This is a genomic window from Actinophytocola sp., from assembly GCF_036378875.1.
In the GTDB taxonomy this organism is placed as follows: domain Bacteria; phylum Actinomycetota; class Actinomycetes; order Mycobacteriales; family Pseudonocardiaceae; genus Actinophytocola.
In genome coordinates this window covers 1-20,435 of sequence record NZ_DASUVO010000149.1, presented here as the reverse complement: position 1 = coordinate 20,435, position 20,435 = coordinate 1, and the positions used below count along the sequence as shown (strand labels likewise).

Genomic DNA, 20,435 nt, shown 5'->3' with positions numbered 1-20,435 from the left:
TGGTCGGAACCGTCGTTAACGGACACTTGAGAATTCGATGCGGCCGGGTTGATCCCGTCGCCGCACCGTTGACCGCGTGACACTCCGCGACCTCGACGGCAGAACCGTGCATGGCACGCTGGCCGCGCATGCCGAGCGGCACCCGGCGCGACCGTTCGTCGTCTTCGAGACCGAACCCGGGGTGACGCGGACGATCGGTTACGGCGAGATGTGGCTTCGCGCCCGCCAGGTCGCCGGTCTGCTCCGCGCGGCCGGTGTGTCGCCGGGGGACCGGATCGGCGTGCACCTGACCAACTGTGTCGAGTTCTACGAGTGTTGGCTCGGCGCGGCGACGGCCGGTGTGGTGACCGTGCCGACCAACCCGCTCGCGTCCGCCGACGAGCTGAGCTATCTGCTTGACCACTCGCGGTGCCGGTTGGTCGTGACCCAGACCAGCCTGCTCGACACGGTTTCCGCCGCCGTCAAGGGACTGCCGGTGCTCGTGACCGATGTGGACACACTGACCGCGAGTACCCCGGCCGAGCCGTACGACCATCGGTCGAGCACGGCACCGGTGAGCGTGCTCTACACGTCGGGCACGACCAGCCGCCCCAAGGGCGTGGTGATCACGCACGCGTCCTACCTCGCCGCGGGAGATGTGGTCGCCGGCCACCTCCGGCTGACACCCGTTGACCGACAACTGGTCGTGCTCCCGCTCTTCCACGGCAACGCACAGTTCTACTCGACGATGTCCGCGCTGGTCACCGGCGCGTCGATCGCGCTCGCGCCGAGGTTCTCGGCGAGCCGGTGGTCCGAACAGGCAACGGTGCTCGACGCCACGGTCACCAGTCTGTTCGCCGCCCCGATGCGCATGATCCTGGCCGCACCACCCACGGCGTACGACCGCGCGCACCGGCTGCGGGCCGGCATGTTCGCCCAGAACCTGTCCGCCGCACAGTTGACGGCGTTCGAGGAACGGTTCGGCGTGCCGATGATCCAGCTCTACGGCATGACCGAAACAGTCACCCCACCGACCATGAACCCGCTCTACGGCGACCGCCGAGGCAACGCGGTCGGCAGACCGGTGACGGGAGCACGGCTGCGCATCGTCGACGACCGCGGCAAGGATGTCGCACCAGGCGAGTCGGGAGAACTGCTGGTCGCGGGCGAGCCCGGCCACACGATCATGGCCGGGTACCTCGACAACCCGGAGGCCACCCGGCAGGCGGTCCGGAACGGGTGGCTGCACACCGGCGACCGGGTGCGGGCGGACGAGGACGGCTACCTCTACTTCGTCGACCGCGCCAAGGACGTGATCAAACGGGCGGGCGAGAACGTCGCCTCCGCCGAGGTGGAAGCCGCCATCAACGCACATCCCGAGGTCTTCGAGTGCGCGGTGGTCGGCGTCCCGGACGACATCAGGGACGAGGCGATCAAGGCCTACGTCGTCCGCACCGAGGACGCCACGATCTCGGCCGAGCAACTACGTGAGTGGTGCCGCACCCGGCTCGCGAAGTTCCGCGTACCCGACCACGTCGAGTTCGTCGACCTGTTGCCGAGAACGTCGGTCGGGAAGATCCAGAAGCACCTACTACGTGCCCGGCACGCCGGTAGCCAGCCACAACACTAGGAGTACACAATGGAGTTCAAGAAGGCCGTTGGCAGTCGCCGGTCCATCCGGTACTACCAGTCGTGGCGCCCGGTCGAGCAGGGCAAGGTGCAGAAGGTCCTGGAAGCGGCCCGGTTGCAGTCGCAGCACGGCAACGCCCAGCTGATCCGCAAGGCAGTGGTGGTGGTGCGCGACGAAGCGCCCAAGGAGCTGTGGGACGGCCTCGTCGACGCGCTGTACAACCAGCCGGCGGCGGCACAGGCGCCGGTGCACGTCTACTGGACGATCGACATGAGCGGCTGGACGAGCCTCAAGGGCGAACTGCTGAAGCTGATCGACGTCGGGGCGCTGACCTCCAGCTACGGCTGGAGTGAGCAGTTCGTCGACGACGTCGTCATGAAGACGCCGGACTTCAACGTCATGTCGGGCGACCTGCGGTTCGCGGAATGGCTCAGCGCCATCGAAACCGGCCTTGCCATCGGTGCGGCGTTGCTCGCCGCCGTCGACGAGGGACTCGGCACCGGCCTGCTGACCGGCAAGCGCGAGCAGATCCGTGAGCTGCTCGGCATGCCAGAACACGCCACGCCGGCCCAGATCCAGCTGCTCGGCTATCCGGCGGAGAACCCGAACGCGGGCGGACAACGACCTCGGCCGGACTTCGAACAGCTCTACTTCAAGGGAAAGTGGGGCGAGAGCTTCCCACGGGACCCGGCCGTCGTCGAGGAGCTGACCGAGGCAGGGGCACTTCAGCCAGCCGCGCCGGCCGTCTGGCGCAAGGCCGAGATCCGTGCGCTGGCCGGCCTGTTCGGTCTGCCGGAGTGAGCACACAGTTCACTGATCTCCTCACCGTGCGGCGGTACGCGGAGAGCCTCGACGAGGACCTGACCCCGGCCGAACGCGACGAGCGGCTCGGCATCCTCGTCCAGTTCGCCGAGTTCGTCGACCGTTCCCCCGACCAGATGGTCGAGGAGATCTTCGACACCGAGACCCGCAAGTACCGCAAACGCGGCTTCTACGCCAAGAAGATCAAGGAGTTCAGCGCGCAGCTCGACGTGCCGCGAACGAGGCAGGTGGCCTGCGGCAACGTGATCCGGGCGTTCTTCATCGCCAACGGGCGGCGGGTCCCGCCCGAGATGCCCGACTGGCTGAGCTGATGGGCGGCATCGTCGGGCTGGGCGGCGGGATCGGCGCCTCACGGCTGTGGGTCGCGTTGGCCTCCGCGGTGGGCCAGGGCGCGTTGACCCTGATCGTCAACACCGGCGACGACCTCTGGACGCACGGGCTTCGCGTGTGTCCGGACCTCGACACCGTCCGGTACCGGCTGTCGGGTCAAGGCGACGCCCAGCGCGGCTGGGGGTTGCGGGGCGAGACGTTCCGCGTCATGGACCAGCTGCGCGAGCTGGGGGAGGACGTGTGGTTCAACCTCGGTGACCGGGACCTCGGCACACACCTGCTGCGCACCGGATGGCTCGCCGAAGGTCTCGGCCTTAACGCTGTCACCGCCCGGCTGACCGCGGCGAGCGGCGTCGGCGCTCGCCTCCTGCCGATGACCGAACAGGAGGTCACCACGCGGGTCGTCGTCCCGGGGCACCGTTCCCTGCACTACGAGGAGTTCCTGGTCAAGCACGGCGCCGCCCTCACCGTCCAGCACGTCTGCTACGACGGGATCGAGGACGCCGAACCCGCGCCGGGAGTCATCGACGCGATCCGCGACGCCGATCTCGTCGTCCTCGCCCCCAGCAACCCACTCGCGAGCATGCTGCCGATCCTGGGCGTGCGTGGTGTCCGCGACGCGCTGGTGGGCGCACCGGTGGTCGCGGTGACGCCGATCGTCCGTGGGATTCCGATCCGGGATCCCGGGGAGCAGCGCCGCGCCCACAGCCGCGCGGCACTGCTCGCGAGCCGCGGCCTGCCGGCGACGGCGTACACCGTCGCCGAGCTGTACCGGGACTTCTGCGATCGCTTCGTTGTGGACAGTGCGGACGTCGACGAGCTGGCCGCGATCGGCCGGCTCGGGATCGAGGCCGTCGCCGCACCGACCCTGCTCTCCGGGACCCGTCGGGACCGCGCACTGGTCGACACTGTCCTGTCCTTCGCGCAGTTGCCAGTGGAGGTGCCATGAGCGTTCTCGAGATGCCGCTGGGTGAGTTGATGACCCTCGCCGCGACTGTCCGGGATGGACTGTTCGGCTCCCGTGTCACCTATTCGCCGAAGGTGTTCATCCCGCTGACGACGCTCTGCCGGGACCGTTGCGGCTACTGCACCTTCGCCAAGTCACCCGCCCGGGCCGGTGCCCCCTATCTCACCCCCGACCAGGTGCTCGCGATCGCGGTCCGCGGCGCGGAAGCCGGCTGTCACGAGGCGCTGTTCACGCTCGGCGAGCAACCCGAGGACCGTTACGCGATCGCCAGGGAGTGGCTCACCGAACACGGCTATTCCTCCACAGTGGACTACCTGGCCGCGATGTGTGAGCTCGTGGTGACCGAGACCGGCCTGCTGCCGCACGCCAACGCGGGTGCCCTCGACCGGGACGGGCTCGCGCGGCTGCGTGCGGTGTCCGCCAGCCAGGGCATGATGCTCGAGTCGCTCAACCCGGACCTCGCCGCACACCGGGGCGCTCCCGACAAAACGCCGGCACGACGGCTGGCCACTCTGGAGACGGCCGGCGAGCTGGCCATCCCGTTCACGACAGGCATCCTGGTCGGCATCGGGGAGTCCCGTGAGGACTGGCTTTCCGCGCTGCACGCGATCGCCGACGCGCATCGCCGCCACGGGCACGTCCAGGAGGTGATCGTGCAGAACTTCGTGCCCAAGCCGGGCACGCTCATGCGCGACACGCCACCCTGTCCGTCGGCGGAGTTCCTGCGCGCCGTCGCGACCGCGCGTGTCGTGCTGCCGCCGGAGATCCACCTGCAGGCCCCGCCCAACCTCTCCGAGGACTTCGGTCTCCTGCTCGACGCGGGCATCGACGACTGGGGTGGCGTCTCTCCCGTCACGCCCGACCACGTCAACCCGGAGCGGCCCTGGCCAGCGCTCGACCGGCTGAGGCAGGTCACCGAGGCGCACGGCAAGGCGTTGGCGCCGCGCCTGACCATCCATCCGGAATATGCCCGCGAACCGCTTCGCTGGCTCGACCCGGTGATGCGGTTCCCCGTGCTGGACCGGTCCGACGCCGACGCGCTCGGCCGGGACGACCCGGGCGCGGTGTTCCCGGAGCGGCACGAGGCCGCCGTGAACGCGGGCACCGGCGCCGACGTGGTGCTCGTCGGACGCCGTTCCACCGCGTGGTACTCCGGGGCTGACCGGGACCCGGTGACGCTCGTTCCCGGCCACTGCACCGAAATACTGACGGGGATCAGGAGCGGCCAGCAACTCGGTGAGGCCGAGATCGTCGCGCTGTTGTCGGCCCGCGGTCCCGAGGTGGCCGCCGTGGCGCGCCTGGCCGACGAAATCCGCGCGGCCGCGGTCGGCGACACCGTGACGTACGTGCGCAACCGAAACATCAACTACACCAACGTGTGCACGTACCGGTGCCGGTTCTGCGGGTTCGCCAAGGGACCGCTGTCGCTGAACCTGCGAGGCAGGCCGTACCTGCTGTCCCTGGACGACATCGCGGAGCGGGTCGTGCAGGCATGGGACCTCGGGTGCACCGAGGTGTGCCTGCAGGGCGGCATCCATCCGAGTTTCGACGGCGAGTACTACCTCGACGTGTGTCGCGCGGTGAAGGAGGCGGCACCGGACATCCACGTGCACGGGTTCACCGCACTGGAGATCACGGAAGGCGCCCGACGGCTCGGCGAACCACTCGAGTCGTACCTCCGACGGCTGCGGGACGCCGGTCTGCGCTCACTTCCCGGCACAGCAGCCGAAATCCTCGACGACGAGGTCCGGTCGGTCCTGTGCCCTGACAAGATCAACACCGAGGAATGGCTGGAATGCCACCGGGTCGCGCACAGCGTCGGCCTGCGCTCCAACATCACCATGATGTTCGGCGCCATCGAGCGGCCCGTGCACTGGGCACGTCACCTGCTGCGCACCCGCGAGCTGCAACGGGAGACCGGCGGGTTCACCGAGTTCGTCGGCCTGCCCTTCGTGCACATGGCGGCGCCCATCTACCTCAAGCGCCAGGCCCGCCGCGGCCCGACCTGGCGAGAGGTCGTACTGGTACACGCCGTCGCCCGCATCGTCTACTCGGGACTCATCGACCACGTCCAGGCATCCTGGGTGAAGATCGGGCTGCCCGGCGTGCGCCAACTCCTCCAGGCTGGCGTCGACGACGTCGGCGGCACCCTCATGGACGAGAACATCAGCCGCGCCGCGGGAGCGGCCCACGGCCAGCACATCGACGAGGCCGAACTGGTGGCACTGGTCGACACACTCGACCGCCGGCTGGCGCGCCGCACCACCCTGTACCAGATCCTCGAGCCGAGCCGGCACTGATCAGACCTGTGGTCGTGACCCGTTCGGCCCGGGACCACTTTGGCATCATGGCGCGAGTGAGCGCGTATGTCCTGGTGGCCGAGGACGATCCGAAGCAGGCCGAGCTGGTGCGTCGGTACCTGTGTCGGGAGGACTACACGGTGCGCGTCGTCGCGGACGGGCGGTCGGCGATCGACGAGGTCCGGCGGCAGCGGCCCGATCTGTTGGTGCTGGACGTGATGATGCCCGGGGTCGACGGCCTGGACGTGTGCCGGGTGTTGCGGCGTGAGTACGACCTGCCGGTGCTGATGGTGACCGCGCGGGCGAGCGCCGAGGACAAGCTGCTCGGGTTCGACCTCGGCGCGGACGACTACCTCACCAAGCCCTACGACCCGCGTGAGCTGATGGCACGGGTCCGCTCGCTGCTGCGGCGTGCCCAGCCGCCGACCAGCACGTCCCTGCGGCTGGGCGACCTGGTGCTCGACCCGGTACGGCACGAGGTGCGGCTCGGTGCGCGGCAGGTCTCCTGCACACCAGCCGAGTTCCGCCTGCTGACGACTCTCGTCGCGGCGCCGGACCAGGTGTTCAGTCGCGGGCAGCTCGTCGAGCAGGCGTACGGGCTGGACGGCCACATCACCGAGCGGACCATCGACGTGCACATCATGAACCTGCGCAAGAAGATCGAGGACGATCCACGCGAGCCCGCCTACCTGCGCACGGTGTACGGCGTCGGCTACAAGGCCACCGATGGCCGACACGGCTGAACCCCGCCGGCGGCACGGGCTGCGGGCGCGGTTGCTCGCCGGGACGGTGCTCGTGGCGATGTGCTCGATCGGGGCGACCGCGTGGTTGTCGGTGCAGAGCACCACCGGGACGATCCAGGCCCAGCAGGGCCAGAACCGGGCAAGCGTCGCGCGGATCTACGACGGTGTGCTCGCCTACGCCGCGACCCATCCGGGCTGGAACGGTGTCGCGCCGGTGCTCGCGGACCTGAGCCGGGAGACCGGGCTGCGGATCGGTCTGACCACGGGCAACCGCGTGCCGATCGCCGGAGCGTTCGGGCCGGACGACCCACCACTGTCGGCCAAGCCCGCCGCGGTGGCCGACCCGCTCGCGGTCGACGTCACGCTGGACCCCCAGGTGCCGGACGACCGGATCGACGCCCGCGCGGTCGGCCCGTTCCGGCTGCTCCCCGAAGAGCGGGCCGACGTCCGGGAGGTGGCGGAGACAGCGGCGAAGTGCATGCGTGCCAAGGGAATGGACGCCGCGGTGGTCGAGACGGCCAGCGGGCGGTCGTTCGTGCGCACTCCCGGCGGGTCTGACCGCGACTGCGATCGCACCGGCGTCGCCGAGCACTCACCCGTGCTGAAGCTGACCATCACCGAGGAGCAGTCGTTGCTGATCCTCAACAGCTACCTGGACACGTGCTTCAAGGACCGGGCGATGAAGGGCACCGAGGTACAGCTCACCGCGTCCGGCGGCTACGTGCCCACCGACCCACGCGCCGACCAGCAGGTCTTCTTCGAATGCCTGAGCTGGGGCCGGCACCTGCTGCTGACCCCGTACGTCACGCCTGCGGCGCTGCTGTTCGTCAGCGCGCCGGCCGAACCGGCGGTGGTCGGGCTGCCAGCGGCCGGCATGACGCGGATCGTCATCGCCGCGGCGATCGTGCTCGTGCTCACCGTCGGGGTCAGCATGCTGCTGGCCGGTCCGGTGCTGCGGCCGCTGCGTGCCGTGACCGCGGCGACCCAGCGGATGCGTGCCGGTGACCGCTCGGCGCGGGCGGAGGTGCGGGCCAGGTGGGAGGTCGCCGAGCTGGCCGCGGCGTTCAACCAGATGTCCGAGCACCTGGCGCGGATCGAGCGGCAGCGCACGGACCTGGTGAACGACGTGTCGCACGAGCTGCGCACCCCGCTCGGCAACATCCGGGGCTGGCTGGTGGCCGCCCAGGACGGGGTGGCCGACCTCGATCCGGAGCTCGTCGAGTCGTTGCTGGAAGAGACCCTCGTGCTCCAGCACCTCGTGGACGACCTGCAGGACCTGGCGGCGGCCGACGCGGGGGAGCTGCGGTTGCGGCCGGTGGTCGTCGACGTCGGTGAGCTGCTGACCCAGGTCGCGGGGTCGGCCACCGCGCCGATCGCGGTGGCGGCGTCCGGTGACCTGTTCGTCCTGGCCGACCCGGTACGCCTGCGCCAGACGGTGGGCAACCTGGTCACCAACGCCGTCCGGCACACCCCGCCGGAGGGCCGGATCACGCTGCGGGCGCGTCGCGAGTCCGATGTGGTCGTCATCGAGGTCAGCGACACCGGCAGCGGCATCGCGCCGGAGGACCTGCCGCACGTGTTCAACCGGTTCTGGCGAGCGGACCGCTCCCGCAGCCGCGCCACCGGCGGCCGCGGTCTTGGTCTGGCCATCGCCCGTCAGTTGGTCGAGGCACACGGCGGCCGCATCTCCGTGGCCAGCACGCCCGGCGCCGGTACGACGTTCACCATCCGACTGCCCCGCCGAATATGAAGAAACCCGAACAAGTCCCCAAGAGGATCTTCACATCGGCGGGCCACTCTTGGGTCACATGAGATCAGTGCTACTTGCCGTCGGGCTTGCCCTCCTGGCCGTCCTGACCGGGTGCTCGACGCCGGCCGAGCCGAAGGACAAGGTGGCGACCCTGGAGACCACGGGGTCGGCGCCGCCCGCGACGGTGTCCAGCGCGCCACCCGCCGCGAGCCGCCCTCGTGAGCGGCTCGACATGACCAACGACGAGCTCATCGAGCTGTCCGAGGCCTACAACCAGTGCCTGGGCGACAACGGCCTCCCGAGCAAGGGAGACGGCAGGGGCGGAGCGCCCATGGAGAGCGTGGTCGTCGACGACGCCACGGTGGCCGCCGCGGAGGCCGCCTGTATCGGCAAGAAACCGTTGCCGCCCTGGGAGTACGACCTCGCGAACCCGGAGTCCGCGGACTTCGTGCACGCGGTGGTGCAGTGCCTGCGCGACAAGGGTGTGAAGTACGTCGAGGAGTCGGCGCCCACGGCGACCGACGATCGCCGCACGTTGGCGTTGGGCGGCGAGAACAACGACTCGGACTCGATCACCAAGGGCCTGGACCTGATTCCCACCTGTGAGAAGGAGCAGGCGAACAGGTGAGACGGTGGCTGTTACCTGTTTTGGCCGCCGTGCTCGTACTGGGTGCCGCCGGGGCGTTCGCCTACAGCAGGCTCGCTGAACCGCCACCCGAGCAGGGCCCGGACCGGCCGGCCGCGGCGGACACCGTGGCGGTCGAGAGGACGGACCTCGTCACGTCCGTCACCATCAGCGGCACCCTCGGCTTCGGCGCGACGACGACGCTCACCGGTCGCAGAGCGGGCACGCTGACCTGGCTGCCGCCGATCGGCACGGTCGTCGACCAGGGCGAGAAACTGTACGAAGTGGACGCCCAGCCGGTGCCGCTGCTGTTCGGCGACACCCCGCTGTACCGCAAGCTGGAGCCGGGCATCCCGCCCGGCCCGGACGTGGCTGAGCTGATCACCAACCTGCGCGCGCTCGGCTACCGCAACCCGGGCAACAAGAACGAGTTCACCGAGGGCACGCAGGCCGCGCTGAAGCGCTGGCAGAAGAACGTCGGGCTCGCGGAGACCGGCGTGCTGGACGTCGGCGACGCGGTCGTGCTGCCCGGCAAGGTCCGCATCGACGCGGTGACCGCACAGCCGGGCGCGCCAGCGAACGCGGAACTGTTCGCCTACACGTCCGTCGAGCGGGCCGTGTCCGCCACGCTCGACCCCACACAGATCGACGTGGCGGTCGTCAAACCGGGCAGCAAGGTCACGCTGACCCTGCCGGGCGGCACCGAGACCACCGGGACGGTCGGCGCGCTCACGACCCAGGAATCGTCGAGTGAGGGCGGTGAACCGGGCCAGGCCGCGACCATCACCGTCGACGACCAGAACGCGGTCGCCTCGGTCGACTCCGGGCCGGTCCAGGTCACGGTGGTCACCGGCAACCGACCTGGCGTGCTCGCCGTGCCGGTCACGGCATTGCTCGCGCTGGGCGAGGGCGGGTACGCGCTGCAGGTGGTGTCCGGCCGCACGACAAAGCTGGTGGGCGTCGAGACCGGCATGTTCGCCGGCGACCTGGTGGAGGTCACCGGCGAGGGCCTGACCGAGGGCATGCACGTGGTAAGGGCGTCGTGACCCCGGTTCTCGCGGTCGAGCACGCCAGCAAGACCTACCCCGGCGGGGTGTGCGCGCTCGACGACGTCTCGCTGACCGTCGAACCCGGTGAGCTGCTGGCCATCGTCGGCCCGTCGGGTTCGGGCAAGTCCACGCTGCTGCACCTGATGGGCACCCTGGACCGACCGAGCAGCGGTACGGTCGAGGTCGACGGCCAGGACGTGTCGGGGCTGTCGGACCGACGGCTGTCCGCGTTACGTGCCCGTCGAATCGGGTTGGTGTTCCAGCAGTTCCACCTCAGCGACGGCCTCACCGCGGTCGAGAACGTGGCGACCGGGCTGCTGTATGCCGGGGTGCCCCGACGTCACCGCCGCCCGCTCGCCGTCGCCGCGCTCGAGCGGGTGGGGCTGGGCGAGCGGACCGAACACCGGCCACACCAGCTGTCCGGCGGGGAACGCCAGCGGGTCGCCATTGCCCGCGCCTTGGTCAACGAACCCGCGATCGTGCTGGCCGACGAGCCGACCGGAGCACTCGACACCGCGACCGGCCAGACCGTCCTGGCATTGCTGAGGGAGCTGAACGCGGCCGGCACCACCATCGCCGTGATCACCCACGACCGTGACATCGCCGCCGCCCTGCCCCGCCGGGTCGAACTCCGCGACGGCCGGATCCGCACTGATTCTTTGCAGGGAGTTCTCGGATGAACGACACGCCGGTCCGGCTCAGCCTCGTCGACGTGTTCGGGCTCGGTCTGGTCGGCCTGCGGACCCGGCCGCTGCGTGCCGTGCTCGCCGCACTGGGCATCGCGATCGGGATCGCGACCATGGTCGTCGTGGTGGGCATCCCGGCGTCCAGCCAGCAGGCCCTCGACCACCAACTGTCCGCGCTCGGCACCAACCTGTTGCGTGCCCAGGCCACGTTCGACCAGGTGACACAGAAGCTGCCGCCCGTCCCGGAGGACGCGGCCGCGATGGCCGCGCGGATCGGTCCGGTGGAGCGCACCAGCGCGGTCGCCAACACCCACGCGAGAGTCCTGCGGTCGGACCGCATCCCGATGGAACAGTCCTCGGGGCTCACCGTGCTCGCCGCACGAAGCGACCTGCTCCCGACCATCGGCGCACGGGTGGCCTCGGGCCGCTACCTGACCGACGGCACCTCCGCGCTGCCGGTGGTGGTACTCGGCGACAAGGCCGCGACCCGCCTGGGGATCACGGAGATCCGCCGTGGCGAGCCGGCCCCGACCATCTGGCTGGGCGGCCGGTGGTTCACGGTCACCGGTGTCCTGGCGCCGATCCCGCTGGCACCGGACATCGAGCGCGCGGTGCTGGTGGGCTGGCCCGCCGCAACGACATGGCTCGGCTTCGACGGCCACCCCACTGTTGTCTATGTGCGGGCACAGGAGTCCGAACTGGAGAACGTGCGTGCCGTCCTGGCGGCGACGGTGTTCCCGAAGAACCCGGCCCGCATCGAGGTCAGCCGCCCGTCGGAAGCACTGGCCGCCAAACGGATCGCGGAAACCACGTTCTCCGGCCTGTTCCTGGGTTTGGCCGGGGTGGCGCTGCTGGTGGGTGGCGTCGGCGTGGCCAACACCATGGTGATCTCCGTACTGGAACGCAAACGCGAGATCGGCCTCCGCCGCGCACTGGGTGCCACAAGGGGTCAGGTCCGCACACAGTTCTTCACCGAGTCCGTGGTGCTGTGCCTACTGGGCGGCCTGACCGGCGTGGCCCTCGGCGTCCTGGCCGCCGCGAGCTACGCCGCAACCCGCGACTGGCCGGCGACCATCCCACCAACCGCCGCACTGGGCGGCGTCGGCTCAGCACTGGCGATCGGCGTACTGGCGGGGCTGTACCCAGCCATACGCGCAGCACGCCTGACCCCAACGGAGGCACTGTCCGCGCCGTAGCGACTCCCTACCCTGGTGGGCGCCGTACCGGGACCGGGCCTTGGCGAGTTGGCAGTCCACCGGCTCCGTGCTCGACGCCTGGGTACGTGGATTGGGGGCGCGCTGACCGGTGTCGTCGACGGGGAAGAGGAAGCTGAACCGCTCCGCGACCCGAGAGACGGACTTACCAGCTCAAGGTCACCCTGAAGCACGGGCGGCGACCAGGCCCGAATCAACCGCCCGGGGGTTGTAAGCCTCCCGACGTGACGACGTCGCTCGGCTACGGTAAGTCAAGTGGACGATCTTCCAGTGGCGGAGGAGTTGGCCAGCCTTCGCGCGTTAACCGCGCAGTTGCGCGCGGAGAACGCACGCCTGTTGCGCCTGCTGGAGCTGACACCCAAGCAAGCGGCGCCGCCCGGCCCGGCACAAACCGGTTTCTTCGAAGGACGGCCAGGGCCCGTCGATCGGCTGTCGGCCCCCGAAAAGAAAGTCGGGTTCTTCGCGGCACTGTTCGCGGCCCGGACGGACGTCTATGCCACCCGCTGGGAGAACAATCACGGCCACGCTGACCACGCCGCAGGAGGATGCCGTATCTGACCTGCGGGAACATGACCTGGGCGTGCTGGTAGCCCCGCCTGGCGCGGGCAAGACGGTCATCGCCTGCGCACTGATCGCCGCGCACGCGACGTCGACACTGGTGCTGGTCGACCGCAAGGCCCTCGCCGACCAGTGGCGCACCCGCATCGACGAACTCCTCGGCGTGAAGGCAGGCCAGCTCGGCGGCGGCCGTCGCAAGACCCGCGGCGTGGTCGACGTGGCGATGCTGCAAACGTTGGCACGCAAGGATGACCTCGGCGAACTCGTCGGCGGCTACGGCCTCGTGGTCGTGGACGAGTGCCACCACATCCCCGCGGCGGCGTTCGAGCATGCCGTCAAACGGATCCCGGCACGGCGTTGGGTCGGGCTCACCGCCACCCCGTACCGCCGAGACAAACTCGACGACTTGATGGCCCTGCAACTCGGCCCGGTCCGCCACACGATGAAGTCCGGCGTCACGCCCCAGCTAACGCTCGAACAGACCGAGCAACGCCCAACGCCGGTGCTGCACGTGCACAACACCGCCTACCGCTACACAGGCGACGCCGATCCCACAAGGCCCGGTGGCATGGCAGCCATCTACCGGGACCTTGTCACCGACAGCGCCCGTACCACCCAGGTGGCCGATGACGTCGCGGCGGCACTGAAGCGAGGACGGCACTGTCTGGTCCTCACCCAGTGGACCACCCACGTGGAACGCTTCACCGACGAGTTCTGCCAGCGCGGCCTCGACTCGGTCGTGCTACGCGGCGGCATGACCACAAAGGCCCGCCGCGACTCCCTGGCCCGGTTGACCTCCGACAGGGGAGCACTGCTGGTGGTGGCAACCGGCCCCTTCGTCGGCGAGGGATTCGACTGTCCCGTCCTGGACACACTCTTCCTCGCCTCACCGATCGCCTTCAAAGGACGCCTGGTCCAGTACGTCGGCCGAATCCTGCGCCCACACCCAGGTAAAACCACCGCAGAAGTACACGACTACCACGATGTCGACACCGGTGTGTTGGCCTCCTCCCTGGCCAAACGCGCTCCCGGCTACATCAGTCTCGGCTTCCCAGATCCCCGCAAAACACGACACTGAGAAGCCTGGTCGGCTACACGAAATCATCCAAGATCGCGTTCGACTGGGACGGTAGTGCCACCTCCACCCCTTCGAGACGTCCTACGGCACGTCGCTGGCAAGGACTCGACAGCGCAACCAAGTTCGACCCGACCACCTTCGACGCCCCGACGATCACGGAGGCACAGTCGCGTCTGCCCTGACTCGAGCTTCATCTTCATCCTGGTGGACTGAGGAGACTGGCGAGGTACTTCTGCGTTGTCTCATTGGTCGGGTAAAGGCGGCATCCACGAGTTCCACGGCTGGCGAGCACGTAGTAGATGTTGGCGGCGAGTTGCGTGTAGTCAGCCGGGTTGACGTCGCGCATTACAGGGTCCTTGGACCGAGTGGGGATGCTGACCCATTGATTGCCTCGACGGACGAAGTCCGGCCCGAGGATGACGCCCGCGTAGTCGTATTCGAGTCCTTGACAGGTAAATGCAGCTGAGCTGGTCCTGGCCTCCTTCGTCGGTTGCCCAGAACTCCTTCTGAGGAGCGACGACCGTGTTGCCGGTTAATCGTGGTTGCGGGCATTCCACGGTCTTTGCCAGTTCCTCAGGTGACCGTTGACGTCCGTCCACGTGATGGAGACGTCATTGTTCCGTGAGCGAAAACGGCCTGTCTTCGACCAGTCCCAGCAGAAGCCGGCGGCGATTCTTGCCGTGTGTCCGTTCTGTTGCGTTCTTCGACCCAGTTCCCCAAGTCTTCCGGGTTCTGGGCGAGGCCGATGTCGTAGGTCAGAGTGGAGCCTGTACCTCCCTTGGCGAAGAGTAGATTTTCGAGCCATTTCAGGTAGTCGAGCGACCCGCCACAGCGAACCTGGGCGGTGAGCTCGACTGTGTGGCAGATGGCGCCTAACTGGTCGGCCTTGGCCTGGCACTCCGCGAGCGTAAGTCCTTCGTCGGGGCGGACAATCTGTCGTTCGTCGAGGAACAGCACGCAGACCCGGCTGATCGACATGAGCTGTGAGACGTAGTTGCCCGAACGCTTCATACGCCGGGCTTCGTCGACCAGTGACACCTGGGCGAACTTTGGGCGGCGGGCGACGTGATCTTTCAGATAGACGAACAGTCCGGCCGCATCCGCCTCCGTGACCGCGCGGATGAGTTGGCGTCGGAGGGTTCCTGAGGGCGTGACATATCGTGCCTTGACGCCGTATCGGGGGATTGCCGCGAGCAGTCGCAGCGCTATGACGGACTTGCCCGTTCCGGGACCGCCCCTGACGACGATGAGATGTCTACCGCGCGTCACGCGCCTGCGCGATCTTGTCAAGGACGGTGAGGTAGGCGTCTTGTTGTGCACCCACCAGATCGAACACCTGGTTGCCGTTGACGACATCAGCGAGCCGTGTCAGTAATCGCTCGCTTGGCCGGTGCTCGACGTTGAGGAATTCCTGCACGACGTCGGGATCCGGCGGCCGTAGATCATCGCCGAAGAAGATCTTCGGCAGCTCGGCGGCCGGGCGTGCGAGGTCTGACGCGCCAAAGATGCCAATCTCGCGGATTGCCTCGCGCTGATCCGCCGCCACCCGCAAGTGAATGGTGATGTCTGGCGAAGCGTCGGGGAGTACGGCGACGCCACGTACCTCGAGACGGAGGTGGTCGGCGGTCAACCAGTCACGCAGATACCTGACATACCCCGCGGCCTGAGCGCACGGATGCGTGTACTCATGCCCACCAACCCTTGTACGAGTCGGCGTGGTGGAGTCCAGCTTCGTCCACAGCTTGAGTTCGATGACCACCGCCGTAACCCGCCGTCCGGATTCGTTCCGATGAGCACCGCGTCAGACGTTCACTGCATGCGGGCAGCTCGAACTCCAGGAATAGATGGAGATCATCGAGGCCGGACTGGCAAAGGGCGTGTACCAGTTTCGGCCAGCTCTTGTGCCAGCTACTCTGCTCACTTTGGTCCGGTTCGTGACCATACCGGCGCCGGTAGCGCGCTTCACACTCCGTGATAAACCGTGCCCGGTGTTCCACTGTAGACAGTTCTTCGCTGAGTTCTCGGACGGCGCCGCTGAACAGGTGCACGTCAGTTCCCGACGAGCTCCCGCAGTTTCTCGAGTGTTTCCGGGTCTGTCGAGTACAGCGCCGTACCGACCATGCCGCGGGTGAGCAGCACCTTGTAGGTGTTGCGGATGAGCCGGTCGTAGTCGGACTGCTCGGCCCGAGCGACGACGGAGTCCTTGCTGGCCGCGCGATCGGTGACCCAGCGGTCACCTCGCCAGACCAGGTCGGGGCCGAAGATGACGCCGTTCCAGTCGTACTCGAAACCCTGGGCGGTGTAGATGCAGCCAACCTGGTCGAAGCCCGTGGGATCGGTGGCCCAGAGCTGGGAGGGTGGCGCTCCGTTGACACCGCGGTCGCCTTTGACATTCCACGGGCGGCGCCACTCACCGATGACGACGTCGTCGACAAGGCCACGTTGGGGATCAGGGTCGCTCCAGGGCCAGCAGAAGCCCGCGGTCATCCGTGCCTTGTAGTCCTGGTCGGCCTTTGACCGCAGGAAAGCCTCTAGCTCGTTCGGTGAGTTGACTACCCGGAGCTCGAAGCGGCCGTCGGTCTTCCACTCGACTGGCTTGGCCTCGTCTTCGAGCCCGAGGAGGTTCAGCACCCACGTCTCGTACTTTCGGCTGCCTCCGCAACGGAACTGGCCGTTGAGATCCACGTGGCAGACCGTCAGGTTCTTGGCCCTCGCCATGGCTTCGATCTCGGTTACCGTGCCCAGCTCGCCTGGACGTACCACCTGGTGCTCGTCGAGCAGGAACACTGGCACACGGGCGGCGTCGATCAGCTCCTCTACCTGTCGTCTGCTGCTCCGTTTGACAGCCGGCGTGTAGCGGTTGTTGGACGTCTCCCGGATCCGGTGTGCTTCGTCGCAGATAAGGACCTTCAGGCCGTTGCGTTCTGCGTTCATGAAGTTGTTGAAGTACCGGAACAGATTCTGCACACGGGGAGTTCTCTTGCCCGCCACCTTGCGCAAGGTGGTCGTGAACGATCTGGACCCAGTGGCATGTAGTGCGTCGTAGCCGTTTCGGAACAGCTCGCCGAGAACGCTCAAGGCGACGACACTCTTGCCCGAGCCGGGCCCGCCGACGACGACGATGACTTCCTTGTGGTCGGACTGTTCGGCCCGACGTACCGCGTTGAGTACGAGCCGGTACGCAACGCGTTGCTCATCGAGAAGGACGAACGACTCGCGGGTCTTGATTTCCTCGGCGGCTACGGCGATGAGTTGTTTGCTTGGGCCGATCTTGCTCGACAGCAGTTGGTCGGCGGCTGGCGGGTACGCCGTGATCCTGCTCCGTAGAAGGTCCAGCAGAGCGCCTCGGCTGGACGCGGTGAACAGCTGCCCGTCTTTGTCGGCGGGTAGGTCGTGGAGAGAGTTGACGTTCGCCTCCACGGCGTTGTGCAGGTACGCCACGCCAGTCACGGCATCGGGGGAGTCTTGCAGCCTGTTGACGAAGTCGACGAGATACTCACAGTAGCCGCGGACCTGCGCGATTGGGTTCAGCATGACGCGGCCTGGGGGCCCCGCGGGCACACAGAGTTCAGGGTCGCCCTCGACAGCGCCAGCACTCGTCCATTGCTTGAGCTCGACGACCACGTAGGAGACCGCCTGGCTGACCGGATGCCGGCCAGCCAGCACCACGTCAGCGCGCAGACTCGTCAGCGGAAGCTGGTACTCGACGAGCATCTCGACGTCGCCGAGATCGGTGTCGACCAGGTCCTGCGCGAGGACCGGAAGACTCGCCGCCCACGACCGCTGTTCGCTGACCCCAGGCTCGTAACCGTACGTAAACGAGAACTGCGTCGCGAGGTGTCGAACGAGTGAACCAGCGCGGGTCATCTCGAGCACCCCGTGGGCCGTCCTGCGCAACAAGACCATCGCTTCCCCCAGATAGGCGATCACCTGAAAGAGTGATGGTATGGCTGACGACGAACTCCGGGAACCTGGTGGGCAGGTGTGTCGGACAGATCGCGGTCACCCCACGCCGGCCCGCGTCACTACGCCTCCCCGTCGTCAGGGTGGAGTCGGTCGTACTTGTCAGCGCGTCCCTTGGCGAGCGATACGGGGTAGCGCAGGGCGTTCTGCCTGACCTTCTTCCGCAGAGCGGATACGAGGTCTATGTCGAGGCTGTCGGCGAGCTGTAGCAGGTACGCGAAGACGTCCGCGACTTCCTCGCGGACTCGCTCCGCCTGCTCCGGCTCCGCCATGACGGCAGCCGACTCCCGGGGAGTGAGCCACTGGAAGAGCTCGACCAGTTCGCCGACCTCGCCAGCGAGCGCCATGACGAGGTTCTTGGGTGTGTGAAACCGCTGCCAGTCCCGCTGGATGGCGAAGTCGCGTAGTTCTCGCTGAAGATCGTTCAATTCCACCAGTTGAGTATCACAGCGACATCTCAGGTGCCGCTGCCACAGTGTGGAGCTCGGCGGGATGTTCCATGGGGGCTTCGCGCGCTTGACCTGAGTGAGCGCCGTGTCGGGACCAGTGAAGGGCGACTCGCTCAGCCTGCGTAGCGACCACTCAGCGTAGTGGTTGTACCCTGCCAGGGTTAACTCTAAAGAGTGGCCCTGGGGGAATTGTGTGGCCGTCAATACCGGACACCGCGTGGAACCTGTCGCGCGCCAACACTGAAGTACTTGTGCGCACCTTGGCGGATCAGAACCGCGTGGAGTATTCGCTGGAGAACATCGGTGAGTCAGGTGCGTGGCGAAACAGCGTTCCATTGTTACTCAAACTGCTTTGCGATGTGGGGCTCGGACACATCCAGGTATTCCTCGAGTACCGGCTGCCGTACAGTCCTCGGCGAGTCGACGCCGTGCTTTGTGGGGTTCATCCGGAAAGCGGCCGGGCATCCTACGTGCTCGTTGAACTGAAGCAGTGGTCGGACATGAAGGTGGTCGGGCCCGGTTTGGTGAAGTTCAATGAGAAGCGTGAGCAGCCCGAACTTCATCCAGCCGAACAGGTACGAAGGTACTGTCGCTACCTGCTCGATTTCACTCCGTCGCTGGCTCGTACGCCTGGCGCTGTCCAGGGAATGGCGTACCTGCACAACCTGTCTCAACCGAATGATGCGAGCCTTGACGATTTCGGCCAGTTTTACACAGCGGATCAAACCAGTGATCTCGTCACTGCTCTGACTTCGTTCATGGACACGGATCCGGGCACAGCGGCGGGAGCGCTTGATGCAGTCCAGGAACTGATCGAGGCACCGAGAGCACCTGCGCGAACATTGCTCAAGACGGCTGCCACCGCGTTTGCGGGCAGGCAGAGTTATCTGCTTCTTGACGCGCAGAAGGTTGCTTATGACCTAGTGTTACGTGCGGCGGAACAGGTAGACCGGCCGGATGTGGAAGGCGGTCGGAAAAAGACGGTCGTCGTGGTCCGGGGTGGACCGGGGTCCGGCAAGAGCGTGATTGCGATCGCGCTGTTGAGTAGGCTCGCGGAGCGCTGGGGAAGGGTGCTGCACGCCACGGGGTCGAGGGCGTTCACGGAGACGCTGCGTCGCGATGTCGCCGGCGGCGACGAGCGTTCCGAGTCGATCTTCAAATATTTCAACAACTTCGACAAAGCCCCCCGTGATTCCCTTGATGTGTTGATCTGCGATGAGGCGCATCGAATTCGGGAGAACAACGTCCCTGTCCACTTGTGGGAAAAGTTTCCACCGCAAGTGGCGAAACTCATTGACGTGGCCAGGGTTCCAGTATTTCTCCTTGATGAGAACCAGAAAGTCCGGCCGAAGGAAAGTTATACCGCGAGGCAGATCGCCGCGGTGGCGAAGGCCAAAGGATGCCTGGTTCAGAACATTAGCCTGGACGGGCAGTTCCGTTGTGGCGGCTCCCCGCTTTATGATAAATGGGTGCTGCGCCTGCTGGGTATTGTTGACGGAGGGCCGGTTCCTTGGTCGGAGTTCGTCGCAGAAAGGGGCGACGAGTACGTCGTTGACTCCGTGGGTTCGCCTTCGGCGCTCGAGGCGTGGCTCGAACGACAGCGGAGCAACTTCGGCGGCACAGCGCGCATCGCCGCCGGTTTCTGCTGGAAGTGGCATGATCCGGTTGTGGAAGACGGCGTTTACCGGCTTGTCGACGATGTGAAGATCGGCGACTGGCGTCGTCCATGGAACGTCAGACAAGGCAAGGAGGCCGACGGATTTCCGTCGGCCTCCTACTGGGCATCGGATCCTGATGGGGCGAGTCAGATCGGATGTATCTACACCGCACAAGGGTTCGAGTACGATTGGGCGGGCGTCATCTTCGGGGGAGATCTTGTGGTTCGCAGCGGGAAATGGGTGCCGCAACCGAGCAAGTCAGAGGACTGGTCGGTTAACCGAGTGTCTGATAACCGGGAATTCCTTCAACTGGTTCGTAACACGTACAAGGTGCTCATGACCCGAGGAATGCAAGGCGTGTGCTTGTATTCGGAAGACCGGGAGACCAGCGACTTTCTGCGCAGGTACTGCCGTTGAGTCGTCGGCGGGTTCGCGACCTGTCCGTTCGACGCTCCGTGGTGTAGTCACGGGCCATAAGTGCCCGATCTACGCTTCACCCGTTGACCCTTATGGGGGGCAAGTTCACCCGGTTGTCGGACATGACGGCTACTACTTCTGCGTGCCAGGCTGATGTCCTGTCCACTGGAGTGAGCGGGGCGGGCAGACCCGAGCACCGCATACTTGCGCGAGATTC

Annotated in this window: 19 protein-coding genes and 1 pseudogene; 15 read left to right on the top strand and 5 right to left on the bottom strand. The window is 67.1% G+C overall.

Translation table 11 applies throughout. From position 1 onward, the window contains the following. The first annotated feature begins 76 nt into the window (after positions 1-76). The 13 genes from VF106_RS42110 to VF106_RS42050 all read left to right on the top strand — a co-directional run bounded on the left by VF106_RS42110 (position 77) and on the right by VF106_RS42050 (position 13,731). Positions 77-1,609 (top strand): class I adenylate-forming enzyme family protein, encoded by a 1,533-nt coding sequence (locus VF106_RS42110; protein WP_330845635.1) that lies wholly within the window; start codon positions 77-79, stop codon positions 1,607-1,609. Positions 1,610-1,618: 9 nt separating this feature from the next. Then, the gene (locus VF106_RS42105) at positions 1,619-2,410 is read left to right on the top strand and encodes a nitroreductase family protein (protein ID WP_330845634.1); all 792 of its coding nucleotides are present in this window, start codon (positions 1,619-1,621) and stop codon (positions 2,408-2,410) included. Then, on the top strand, positions 2,407-2,742 hold the full coding sequence (locus tag VF106_RS42100) for a hypothetical protein (protein ID WP_330845633.1): 336 nt from the start codon (positions 2,407-2,409) through the stop codon (positions 2,740-2,742). The genes VF106_RS42105 and VF106_RS42100 overlap by 4 nt, the downstream gene beginning before the upstream one ends. Then, the gene (cofD, locus tag VF106_RS42095) at positions 2,742-3,710 is read left to right on the top strand and encodes a 2-phospho-L-lactate transferase (protein WP_330845632.1); all 969 of its coding nucleotides are present in this window, start codon (positions 2,742-2,744) and stop codon (positions 3,708-3,710) included. The genes VF106_RS42100 and cofD overlap by 1 nt, the downstream gene beginning before the upstream one ends. Continuing rightward, positions 3,707-6,028, top strand: a complete 2,322-nt coding sequence (cofH, locus tag VF106_RS42090) for a 5-amino-6-(D-ribitylamino)uracil--L-tyrosine 4-hydroxyphenyl transferase CofH (protein WP_330845631.1) — start codon at positions 3,707-3,709, stop codon at positions 6,026-6,028. The genes cofD and cofH overlap by 4 nt, the downstream gene beginning before the upstream one ends. A gap of 56 nt (positions 6,029-6,084) precedes the next feature. Continuing rightward, complete coding sequence (locus VF106_RS42085; RefSeq protein WP_330845630.1) at positions 6,085-6,771, top strand: response regulator transcription factor; 687 nt, start codon at positions 6,085-6,087, stop codon at positions 6,769-6,771. Continuing rightward, complete coding sequence (locus VF106_RS42080; protein ID WP_330845629.1) at positions 6,755-8,521, top strand: sensor histidine kinase; 1,767 nt, start codon at positions 6,755-6,757, stop codon at positions 8,519-8,521. Before VF106_RS42085 ends, VF106_RS42080 begins: the two co-directional genes overlap by 17 nt. Before the next feature lie 58 nt (positions 8,522-8,579). Then, positions 8,580-9,149, top strand: a complete 570-nt coding sequence (locus VF106_RS42075) for a hypothetical protein (protein ID WP_330845628.1) — start codon at positions 8,580-8,582, stop codon at positions 9,147-9,149. Further along, positions 9,146-10,192 (top strand): peptidoglycan-binding protein, encoded by a 1,047-nt coding sequence (locus tag VF106_RS42070; protein ID WP_330845627.1) that lies wholly within the window; start codon positions 9,146-9,148, stop codon positions 10,190-10,192. The genes VF106_RS42075 and VF106_RS42070 overlap by 4 nt, the downstream gene beginning before the upstream one ends. Further along, positions 10,189-10,875: an ABC transporter ATP-binding protein gene (locus VF106_RS42065; RefSeq protein WP_330845626.1), complete on the top strand. Its 687-nt coding sequence runs from the start codon at positions 10,189-10,191 to the stop codon at positions 10,873-10,875. The genes VF106_RS42070 and VF106_RS42065 overlap by 4 nt, the downstream gene beginning before the upstream one ends. Beyond that, positions 10,872-12,077, top strand: a complete 1,206-nt coding sequence (locus VF106_RS42060; protein ID WP_330845625.1) for an ABC transporter permease — start codon at positions 10,872-10,874, stop codon at positions 12,075-12,077. The genes VF106_RS42065 and VF106_RS42060 overlap by 4 nt, the downstream gene beginning before the upstream one ends. A 273-nt stretch (positions 12,078-12,350) precedes the next feature. Next, positions 12,351-12,653 (top strand): hypothetical protein, encoded by a 303-nt coding sequence (locus VF106_RS42055; protein WP_330845624.1) that lies wholly within the window; start codon positions 12,351-12,353, stop codon positions 12,651-12,653. A gap of 22 nt (positions 12,654-12,675) precedes the next feature. After that, positions 12,676-13,731 carry a DEAD/DEAH box helicase gene (locus tag VF106_RS42050; protein ID WP_330845623.1) on the top strand — a complete coding sequence of 352 codons (1,056 nt, stop codon included), beginning with the start codon at positions 12,676-12,678 and terminating at the stop codon, positions 13,729-13,731. 196 nt (positions 13,732-13,927) lie between these two features. Here VF106_RS42050 and VF106_RS51065 read toward each other — a convergent pair. From VF106_RS51065 to VF106_RS42035, 4 genes and pseudogenes are all read right to left on the bottom strand, one after another. Then, a pseudogene (locus VF106_RS51065) lies at positions 13,928-14,182 on the bottom strand (DNA/RNA helicase domain-containing protein); the annotation flags it as partial. A gap of 122 nt (positions 14,183-14,304) precedes the next feature. Next, a complete protein-coding gene (locus VF106_RS42045; protein WP_330845622.1) occupies positions 14,305-15,000 on the bottom strand; it encodes a DNA/RNA helicase domain-containing protein in 696 nt (231 codons plus the stop codon). Then, positions 14,987-15,490, bottom strand: coding sequence for a hypothetical protein (locus VF106_RS42040; protein WP_330845621.1), 504 nt, complete (start codon positions 15,488-15,490; stop codon positions 14,987-14,989). The genes VF106_RS42045 and VF106_RS42040 overlap by 14 nt, the downstream gene beginning before the upstream one ends. Positions 15,491-15,780: 290 nt before the next feature. After that, a complete protein-coding gene (locus tag VF106_RS42035; RefSeq protein WP_330845620.1) occupies positions 15,781-17,355 on the bottom strand; it encodes a DNA/RNA helicase domain-containing protein in 1,575 nt (524 codons plus the stop codon). 24 nt (positions 17,356-17,379) lie between these two features. On the opposite strand from VF106_RS42035, the gene VF106_RS42030 reads away from it, so the two are divergent. Next, a complete protein-coding gene (locus VF106_RS42030) occupies positions 17,380-17,583 on the top strand; it encodes a hypothetical protein (protein WP_330845619.1) in 204 nt (67 codons plus the stop codon). A 173-nt stretch (positions 17,584-17,756) separates the two neighbouring features. On the opposite strand, the gene VF106_RS42025 is transcribed toward VF106_RS42030, so the two are convergent. Further along, complete coding sequence (locus VF106_RS42025; RefSeq protein ID WP_330845618.1) at positions 17,757-18,128, bottom strand: nucleotide pyrophosphohydrolase; 372 nt, start codon at positions 18,126-18,128, stop codon at positions 17,757-17,759. A 266-nt stretch (positions 18,129-18,394) separates the two neighbouring features. Here VF106_RS42025 and VF106_RS42020 point away from each other — a divergent pair, with 266 nt between their 5' ends. After that, positions 18,395-20,218: a DNA/RNA helicase domain-containing protein gene (locus VF106_RS42020; RefSeq protein ID WP_330845617.1), complete on the top strand. Its 1,824-nt coding sequence runs from the start codon at positions 18,395-18,397 to the stop codon at positions 20,216-20,218. Positions 20,219-20,435: the final 217 nt, after the last annotated feature.